Consider the following 7,996-nt stretch of genomic DNA (forward strand, 5'->3'; position numbering starts at 1 on the left):
ATCTCTAGACCGGCCGGCCTGCGAGACGGTTCAGCCGGGGCGGGCAAACCGCTATGCTTGGGGCATTTCCACCTTGCCTGGAGCCTTCCCATGAGCAGCCCCCTGGTCATCCGCCCACGTGCCGAATCGGTCGAGGGCCAGCCGATCCTGCGCCCGCTGCCATCGGCCCAGTGTCGCAGCGTCGGCCCGTTCGTGTTTTTCGACCACATGCTCGAAACCGACTATGCCCCGGGGCATGGTATGGACATCCGCCAGCACCCGCATATCGGCCTGTCGACCCTTACCTACCTGTTCGAAGGGACAATCCTGCACAAGGACAGCCTCGGCTCGGCGCAGCGGGTGCTGCCGGGCGACGTCAGCTGGATGACCGCAGGCAGCGGCGTGGCCCATGTCGAGCGTACTCCTGAAGATGCCCTGGCCCATGGCTCACGCCTGCACGGGCTGCAGGTATGGCTGGCATCGCCACGCGAGCAGGAACAAGGCCCGGCAAGCTACAGCCATCACCCGGCGGCGAGCCTGCCGGTCAGCGACAGCCTGGGGGTGCGCATCTGCATGATTGCCGGCAGCGGGTTCTGCCTGGAATCGCCGGTGCCGGTGCTCTCCCCTACCCTTTACGCGCATGTGCGGATGCAACCGGCAACCACGCTATTGGTGCCGAACGAGCATGTGCAGCGGGCGCTGTACCTGCTTGATGGTGAGCTGAGGATGAACGATGAGGAGGTGGAACCGTGCAGCCTGGTGGTCCTGCCGGAGGGCGAAGAGGTGACGCTGTATGCGGAGAGTGAGTGCCAGCTGGTGCTGATTGGTGGCGCGCCACTGGATGGGCCGCGGCGGATGAACTGGAACTTTGTCTCCAGTGACGTGGAACTGATCGAACAGGCCCGGGCCAAATGGGCTGCAGGGGACTGGCCGGTGGTGCCGGGGGAAACCTCCAGAATCGAGTTGCCGCGTTAATTGGGGCCGCTTTGCGGCCCTTCGCGGGCTTGCCCGCTCCCACTGGGACGGCGTTGCACTTACGGGCAGTTCCGTACCTGTGGGAGCGGGCAAGCCCGCGAAGGGCTGCGCAGCAGCCCCAATGCGCCATCAGCGCTGGAACACTTCGGTCAGCAGGTTATGCATCGAGCGGAACGCCCGCTCAGAGGTACGCCGGTCATACTGCATCTTGCCCGGCACATTGGCACTCGGGTCGGTAAACGAGTGCACCGCGCCGCCATAGCACAGCAATTGCCAGTCAACCTTGGCCGCGTTCATCTCCTCCTCGAACGCCGGCAACTGCTCCTTCGGCACCAGTGGATCGGAAGCGCCGTGCAGCACCAGCACCGAGCCCTTGATGCGCTTGGCATCTTCCGGATTCGGCGTGTCCAGGGTGCCATGGAACGACACCGCCGCACGCAAATCGGCGCCAGTACGGGCCAGCTCAAGTGCACAGCAGCCACCAAAGCAGAAACCGAACGTGCCGACCTTGCCCGGCTCCAGCAGCGCCTTCGACTGCCCCACCAGTTGCGCCAAGGCTTCCTGCATGCGCTTGCGCAGCTCGCCTCGGTCATTCTTCAACGGCATCATCGCCGCGCCGGCCTCGTCGGCATTGGACGGACGCACCGATTGCCCGTACAGGTCGGCAATCAGCACTACATAGCCCTTCTCGGCCACTTCCTTGGCGATGCGCTCGGCACCTTCGCCGATACCCATCCAGTTCGGCGCCATCACCAGACCTGGCCGCCCCAGCGCGCCCGGCTCGTATACCAGGCGGCTTTCATACGCCTTGCCGGACAGGTGATAGACCAGCGATTCGACGATTACTTTGCTCATCAAGCACTCCTTTGGCACTCGTCATCAATATGCTCGCCATGAAAAAAGCCCGCCGAAGCGGGCTTTCCTATGCATCAACTCAAGCAGACAGTTCGACCAGCAGCTTGTTCAGGCGACGAACGTAAGCCGCCGGGTCCTTCAAGCTGTCACCGGCCGCCAGGGCCGCCTGATCGAACAGGATGTGCGACAGCTCGGCGAAGCGGTCTTCGCTCTGCTCGTTGTCCAGCTTCTCGATCAGCGGGTGGGTCGGGTTGAACTCGAAGATCGGCTTGGACTCCGGCACCTTCTGCCCGCTGGCTTCGAGGATCTGGCGCATCTGCAGGCCCAGGTCCTGCTCACCGATGGCCAGGATCGCCGGCGAGTCGGTCAGGCGGTGCGACACGCGCACTTCGGCCACGCTGTCACCCAGCGCGCCCTTCAGGCGCTCGACCAGGCCTTCCTTGTCCTTGGCGACTTCTTCCTGGGCCTTCTTGTCTTCTTCCGAGTCCAGCTTGCCCAGGTCCAGGTCGCCACGGGCGACGTCGACAAAGGCCTTGCCGTCGAACTCGTTCAGGTAGCTCATCAGCCACTCGTCGATACGATCGGTCAGCAGCAGCACTTCGATGCCTTTCTTGCGGAAGACTTCCAGGTGCGGGCTGTTCTTGACCTGCGCGTACGACTCGCCGGTGAGGTAGTAGATCTTGTCCTGGCCTTCTTTGACGCGAGCCAGGTAGTCGGCCAGGGCGACGCTCTGCTCGCCGCTGTCATCCTGGGTGGAAGCGAAGCGCAGCAGGCCGGCGATCTTTTCCTTGTTGGCGAAGTCTTCGGCCGGGCCTTCCTTCAGCACCTGACCGAAGTTCTTCCAGAAGCCCTTGTACTGCTCGGGCTCGTTCTTCGCCAGCTTCTCCAGCATGTCCAGCACGCGCTTGGTCAGCGCGGTCTTCATCGAGTCGATGATCGGGTCTTTCTGCAGGATTTCACGCGACACGTTCAGCGACAGGTCGTTGGAGTCGACCACACCCTTGATGAAGCGCAGGTACAGCGGCAGGAACGATTCGGCCTGGTCCATGATGAACACGCGCTGCACGTACAGCTTCAGGCCGCGTGGCGCTTCGCGCTGGTACAGGTCGAACGGCGCGCGGGCGGGCACGTACAGCAGCGAGTTGTATTCGAGCTTGCCTTCTACTTTGTTGTGGCTCCAGGCCAGCGGGTTTTCGAAGTCATGGCCGATGTGCTTGTAGAACTCCTGGTATTCCTCGTCCTTGATTTCGGTACGCGGACGGGTCCACAGGGCGCTGGCACGGTTGACGGTTTCCCACTCTTCGGCCGGCTGCTCTTCGCCTTCGGCGGTAGCTTGCTCTTTCAGCAGCTGGATCGGCATGGCGATGTGGTCGGAGTACTTCTTGACCACGTTGCGCAGGCGCCAGCCATCGGCGAACTCCTGCTCGCCCTTCTTCAGGTGCAGGACGATGCGGGTGCCGCGCTGAGGCTTGTCGATGGTAGCGACTTCGAACTCACCTTCGCCCTTCGACGACCAGTGCACGCCTTCAGCGGCCGGCTGGCCGGCACGGCGGCTGTACACGTCGACCTTGTCGGCAACGATGAACGCGGAGTAGAAGCCCACACCGAACTGACCGATCAGGTGCGAGTCCTTCTTCTGGTCACCGGTGAGGTTCTTCATGAAGTCGGCAGTGCCGGACTTGGCGATGGTACCCAGGTGGGCGATGACGTCTTCGCGGCTCATGCCGATGCCGTTGTCCTCGAGGGTCACGGTACCGGCGTCCTTGTCGAAGCTCAGGCGAATCTTCAGGTCGGCGTCGCCTTCGAACAGCTCTGGCTTGGCCAGGGCCTCGAAACGCAGCTTGTCGGCGGCGTCGGAGGCGTTGGAGATCAATTCACGCAGGAAGATCTCCTTGTTCGAATACAGGGAATGGATCATGAGGTGCAGCAGCTGCTTTACCTCGGTCTGGAAGCCCAGCGTTTCTTTTTGAGTCTCCACACTCATGGTCTTCAAAACTCCGATCTGATGGCAGTTGACGCCTGGCGGCCAGATTGGCCAGCGTTTAGCGGCGGATGTCATGCAGATGGGGGCTGCCCGGATGATTTCAAGGGCTTTTCCGGTTCGATCTTGAAATGGGCGCGAGCCGTGGCGATCGGCGACTGCCTGTCCCCCTGCCAGGCGGTGATGGCCACATTGGTCACTCGCCGACCCTGGCGCCAAAGCTGGCACTGGGCGTAGGTATCGCGAAAGTGCCCGGCGCGCAGGTAATCGATGGAAAAGTCGATGATCTTCGGAATGCTTGCGCTCTCGCTGAAGATCAGCAGGTACAGCGCTGCCGACAGTTCCATGAAGCCCGCGATCACCCCGCCGTGGATGGCCGGCAGCAGCGGGTTGCCGATGTTGTCCTGGTTGGCCGGCAGGCGGAACAGCAGGTCATCGCCCTGACGCTCGCATTCAATGCCGATCAGGCCGGCATAGGGGATCAGCGCCAGCAAGGGCCGATAGTCTCCCACCGCATGAGCAGCGTTGAGCTGTTGGCGAACATTGTGCGGAATCATGCTCCGCCCTCCTTCAGGCTGTTGCCGAAGCGGATGCCACCCTTGATCTCCTGGCCCAGGCGCATGAACGTGCCCACCACCTGGCAGATAGGCTTGGCGGGGTCATCCTGATAGGCCGTGCCACGGGTGAAGATCACATCGCGGGTGACTCGGTAGCATTGGGCGTGGCCGTAGATGTCCTTGCCGGCCTCGGCCGGGTGCATGTAGTCGATGCGCAGGTCCAGTGTCGGGCACACCTCGAAGCGCGGCAGCACGCACAGCGTGGCCATGCCGCAGGTGGTGTCCATCAGCGTGGTCAGCGCGCCGCCATGCACGGCGCCGGTCTGCGGGTTGCCGACGATGGCCGCAGACCATGGCAGCACCAGGGTCATGCCATCGGCATTGGTTTGCACCACACGCATTTGCAACAACTGACAATGTTTCAGGGCCGAGAGAAAGCGCTCGGCCATGGCCATCAAGGTTGAATCGCTCATTGGCTGTTTCCCTGCGCATTGCCGCATCGGCATAAAATCGTTAAAAAGTCTATATAGAACGGGGCGTTATATATGTGTAATCTTCGCGGAACTTATTCCGCATAGTTGCACTCGAAGGAACAAGTCACTTATTTCACCAAGGAGAAACACCCCCATGCGTAAACCTTTTGCTTTTGCTCTGATGCTGGCCGCTGCCATGGGCCTGGCCGCTTGCGATAAAGCGAGCGAAGACAAAGCCCAGGACGCACAGCAACACGCCGAGCAAGCCCAGGAAAAAGCGGGCGAAGCTCAGGATAAAATGAACGAGGCTGCCAAGGAAAACGCCGAAGCCGCCAAAGATCAGGCCGAAGCCGAGCAGAAGGCCGCCGAAGAAGCCGCTCCGGCTACTCCGGCTCCGGAAGCCGCTCCAGCTGCTCCAGCCGAACCTGCCAAGCAGTAATCGGCTAAAACAAAAAAACCCGACATTGTCGGGTTTTTTTGTGCCTGAAACTTATGGGTTAAACGTTTCAGGTACCAGGAGCGGTGTTTTCCTTGGCGGGTTCGATGGAAACACTTTCGGTAGGTGTGAACACCATCACATCCAATACATCCGAATGGAACTCGCGGCGGTACAGAATCAGCACCACCCCGACACTCATGACCATGAATAACCATGGGCTGATGAACCAGCTCAACATGGCCATGCCGAAGTAATAGGAACGCAGGCCCAGGTTGAACTGGTTGGCGGCAAGCGACAGCACCCGCGCCGCCCGCGAGGCGAATGCCTTGCGCTCAAGCTCATTGACCAGCCGTTCACCGATCATCGGCGCCGACCCCACCAGTACTGCCGCGAAGTTGTATTGGCGCATGCACCAGCTGAAGGTGAAAAAGGCATAGACAAAAACCATGGCCAGGCACAGCAGCTTGATCTCCGACATGCCCTGGGAGGTCTGCTGCACCAGCGGCAGGTCGGCCAGCAGCGACAGAGCCCGGTCGGAAGCCCCGAGCACGGTGAGGATACCGGCGAGGATGATCAGGGTGCTGGAGGCGAAGAACGAGGCGTTGCGCTCGAGGTTGCCGATCACGCTGGCATCGGCAATGCGGTTGTCGCGCAGCAGCATGCGGCGCATCCAGTCTTCGCGGTACAGGTGCAGCACGCTGGCCAGGCACGCGGTGTCGCGGCCCTTCCAGATGGCATAGCGGGTGTAACCGCCCCAGCACAGGGCGAACCAGATGATGGCCAAAAGGTTGTTGAAGTTGCTTTGGATGAAGTTCATGCACGGTTCCCGGGAGGGCCAGATACCTGAAGGATAGGGACCGGATTTCGACGCTGGCAAGCGGCAAAAGGCACACATCCATCCTGATATTTGCACTGCTCATCCGGCCTCTTCGCGGGCACGCCCGCTCCCACAGGTACAGCGCCAATTCTGAGGTTTGCGCTTGACCTGTGGGAGCGGGCGTGCCCGCGAAGAGGCCGGTACAGGCAAACAAAAAGCCCCGCATCCTCTAGGATACGGGGCTCTTGAGTTTCCACCCTTGGCGAGCACCCTTCGGCTTGTGGCCGGTGCCGCCCTCAGGCTTCGACTATCAGGCCAGCGCTTCGCGCGGCTTGCCGAGCATGCGGTCGCAGGCCACGGCGCCAACCAGGGTCACCACCGAAGGCACCAGCCAGGCCAGGCCCTGGTCGCTCAGCGGCAGGTGAGCCATGAAGTCAGGCAGCACGTGGGCAATGCTGCTGCCCTTGATCGCATCGACCATGCCGAACAGCAGCGATACCAGCATCACTGGTGCCAGGATGCGGGTCGGCGAGTTCCACAGGTCCTTCACGAAGCTCAGCCCGACCACCACGATGCACGGCGGGTAGATCGCCGTAAGCACCGGGATCGAGAACATGATCAGCTTGGTCAGGCCGAGATTGGAGATCAACAGCGAGAAGCCCGCCAGGATCACCACCAGAGCGCGGTACGACAGCGGCAGGATCTGGCTGAAGTACTCGGCGCAGGCACAGGTCAGGCCAACGGCGGTCACCAGGCAGGCCAGCGCGATCAGCACGGCGAGGAAACCGCTGCCCAGCGAACCGAAGGTGTGCTGCACGTAGGCATGCAGTACCGCCGCACCGTTGGTAGCGTCAGCCGCGATCTCGTGGCTGGTTGCACCCAGTCGGAACAGGCTGATGTACACCAGGGCCAGACCGACGCCGGCGATCAGGCCGGCAATGATGGCATAGCGGGTGATCAGTTTCGGCGACTCGACACCGCGCGAGCGGATGGCGTTGACGATGACGATACCGAACACCAGGGCACCCAGGGTGTCCATGGTCAGGTAACCATCGGAGAAGCCCTTGGAGAACGCTGCGGCGGCATAGGCCGGCTGCGCTTCACCAATGGTGCCGGCAGGCAGCGCGAAGGCGGCGATGCCCAGCACCGCCAGGGCGATTATCTTCAGCGGCGCCAGGAAGCGGCCCACAGTGTCGAGCAGCTTGCCCGGGTACATCGACACGGCCAGTACCACGAGGAAGTACACCAGGCTGTAGATGAACAGCGCCAGCGGGCTTTCGCCGGTCAGCGGCGCAACGCCCACTTCGAACGATACGGTCGCGGTGCGCGGGGTGGCGAACAGCGGGCCGACCGACAGGTAGCACACGGCCGCCAGCAGGCCACCGAAGAACTTGCCGATCGGGCTGCTCAGGGCATCCATGCCGCCGCCGACCTTGGCCAGGGCGACCACGGTGATGACCGGCAGGCCAACGGCCGTAACCAGGAAGCCAAGGGCCGCCATCCATACGTGCGGGCCAGACTGCAGACCGACGATAGGCGGGAAGATGATGTTGCCAGCGCCCACGAAAAGCGCAAACGTCATAAAGCCAAGCGCCAGGATATCCTGGCCTTTGAGAACTTTCATTTAAGGTAGTACCACACTGCTGAAATCGGGATTCGAGAGGGGATTTCCCTTTGGATGAGGGGAAATGCTGCCCGGCTTGATAGGCCAGACCCGTTTAGCGTGTCGTTCCCTTTTGGGGTACGGGCACAGAGTGAGCGCGTAATGTAACTGTTTTGTCAGTCAAACGCACTGGCACAGTACTGCTTGTCCGATGTGCGTACATGTTTGTCGTCTGTGCGACCGAGGACAGCGAGAATTATCCTCGAATTGAAACATTCGTCTGCGTGAAAATTCCTATCAAACCCATCGAAAAATCC

General features: G+C 61.6%; 8 protein-coding genes. 2 read left to right on the plus strand and 6 right to left on the minus strand.

Annotated features, from left to right (window positions below):
- Positions 1-90 precede the first annotated feature (90 nt).
- The gene (locus ACLCGK_RS31780; RefSeq protein WP_410953600.1) at positions 91-954 is read left to right on the plus strand and encodes a pirin family protein; all 864 of its coding nucleotides are present in this window, start codon (positions 91-93) and stop codon (positions 952-954) included.
- A gap of 129 nt (positions 955-1,083) precedes the next feature.
- Here the strand turns inward: ACLCGK_RS31780 and ACLCGK_RS31785 are convergent, their stop codons facing one another.
- The 4 genes from ACLCGK_RS31785 to ACLCGK_RS31800 all read right to left on the minus strand — a co-directional run bounded on the left by ACLCGK_RS31785 (position 1,084) and on the right by ACLCGK_RS31800 (position 4,820).
- Positions 1,084-1,809 carry a dienelactone hydrolase family protein gene (locus tag ACLCGK_RS31785; protein WP_410953599.1) on the minus strand — a complete coding sequence of 242 codons (726 nt, stop codon included), beginning with the start codon at positions 1,807-1,809 and terminating at the stop codon, positions 1,084-1,086.
- A 79-nt stretch (positions 1,810-1,888) separates the two neighbouring features.
- Positions 1,889-3,793 (minus strand): molecular chaperone HtpG, encoded by a 1,905-nt coding sequence (gene htpG, locus ACLCGK_RS31790; RefSeq protein WP_023661535.1) that lies wholly within the window; start codon positions 3,791-3,793, stop codon positions 1,889-1,891.
- 71 nt (positions 3,794-3,864) lie between these two features.
- Positions 3,865-4,347, minus strand: coding sequence for a PaaI family thioesterase (locus ACLCGK_RS31795; protein WP_015271092.1), 483 nt, complete (start codon positions 4,345-4,347; stop codon positions 3,865-3,867).
- Complete coding sequence (locus ACLCGK_RS31800; RefSeq protein ID WP_410953598.1) at positions 4,344-4,820, minus strand: PaaI family thioesterase; 477 nt, start codon at positions 4,818-4,820, stop codon at positions 4,344-4,346. The genes ACLCGK_RS31795 and ACLCGK_RS31800 overlap by 4 nt, the downstream gene beginning before the upstream one ends.
- Before the next feature lie 154 nt (positions 4,821-4,974).
- Here ACLCGK_RS31800 and ACLCGK_RS31805 point away from each other — a divergent pair, with 154 nt between their 5' ends.
- A complete protein-coding gene (locus ACLCGK_RS31805) occupies positions 4,975-5,259 on the plus strand; it encodes a hypothetical protein (RefSeq protein WP_023661534.1) in 285 nt (94 codons plus the stop codon).
- A gap of 67 nt (positions 5,260-5,326) precedes the next feature.
- On the opposite strand, the gene ACLCGK_RS31810 is transcribed toward ACLCGK_RS31805, so the two are convergent.
- Both ACLCGK_RS31810 and brnQ read right to left on the minus strand, forming a co-directional pair.
- Positions 5,327-6,076, minus strand: coding sequence for a DUF599 domain-containing protein (locus ACLCGK_RS31810; RefSeq protein WP_015271094.1), 750 nt, complete (start codon positions 6,074-6,076; stop codon positions 5,327-5,329).
- A 310-nt stretch (positions 6,077-6,386) separates the two neighbouring features.
- On the minus strand, positions 6,387-7,700 hold the full coding sequence (gene brnQ, locus ACLCGK_RS31815) for a branched-chain amino acid transport system II carrier protein (RefSeq protein ID WP_015271095.1): 1,314 nt from the start codon (positions 7,698-7,700) through the stop codon (positions 6,387-6,389).
- Positions 7,701-7,996: the final 296 nt, after the last annotated feature.

Source organism: Pseudomonas sp. S1(2024) (assembly GCF_046557535.1).

Bases quoted from the DNA above. Each gene is read 5' to 3' on its own strand.
- htpG (WP_023661535.1), bottom strand. From the start codon at position 3,793: ATGAGTGTGGAGACTCAAAAAGAAACGCTGGGCTTCCAGACCGAGGTA.
- ACLCGK_RS31810 (WP_015271094.1), bottom strand. From the start codon at position 6,076: ATGAACTTCATCCAAAGCAACTTCAACAACCTTTTGGCCATCATCTGG.
- brnQ (WP_015271095.1), bottom strand. From the start codon at position 7,700: ATGAAAGTTCTCAAAGGCCAGGATATCCTGGCGCTTGGCTTTATGACG.
- ACLCGK_RS31800 (WP_410953598.1), bottom strand. From the start codon at position 4,820: ATGAGCGATTCAACCTTGATGGCCATGGCCGAGCGCTTTCTCTCGGCC.
- ACLCGK_RS31780 (WP_410953600.1), top strand. From the start codon at position 91: ATGAGCAGCCCCCTGGTCATCCGCCCACGTGCCGAATCGGTCGAGGGC.
- ACLCGK_RS31785 (WP_410953599.1), bottom strand. From the start codon at position 1,809: ATGAGCAAAGTAATCGTCGAATCGCTGGTCTATCACCTGTCCGGCAAG.
- ACLCGK_RS31795 (WP_015271092.1), bottom strand. From the start codon at position 4,347: ATGATTCCGCACAATGTTCGCCAACAGCTCAACGCTGCTCATGCGGTG.
- ACLCGK_RS31805 (WP_023661534.1), top strand. From the start codon at position 4,975: ATGCGTAAACCTTTTGCTTTTGCTCTGATGCTGGCCGCTGCCATGGGC.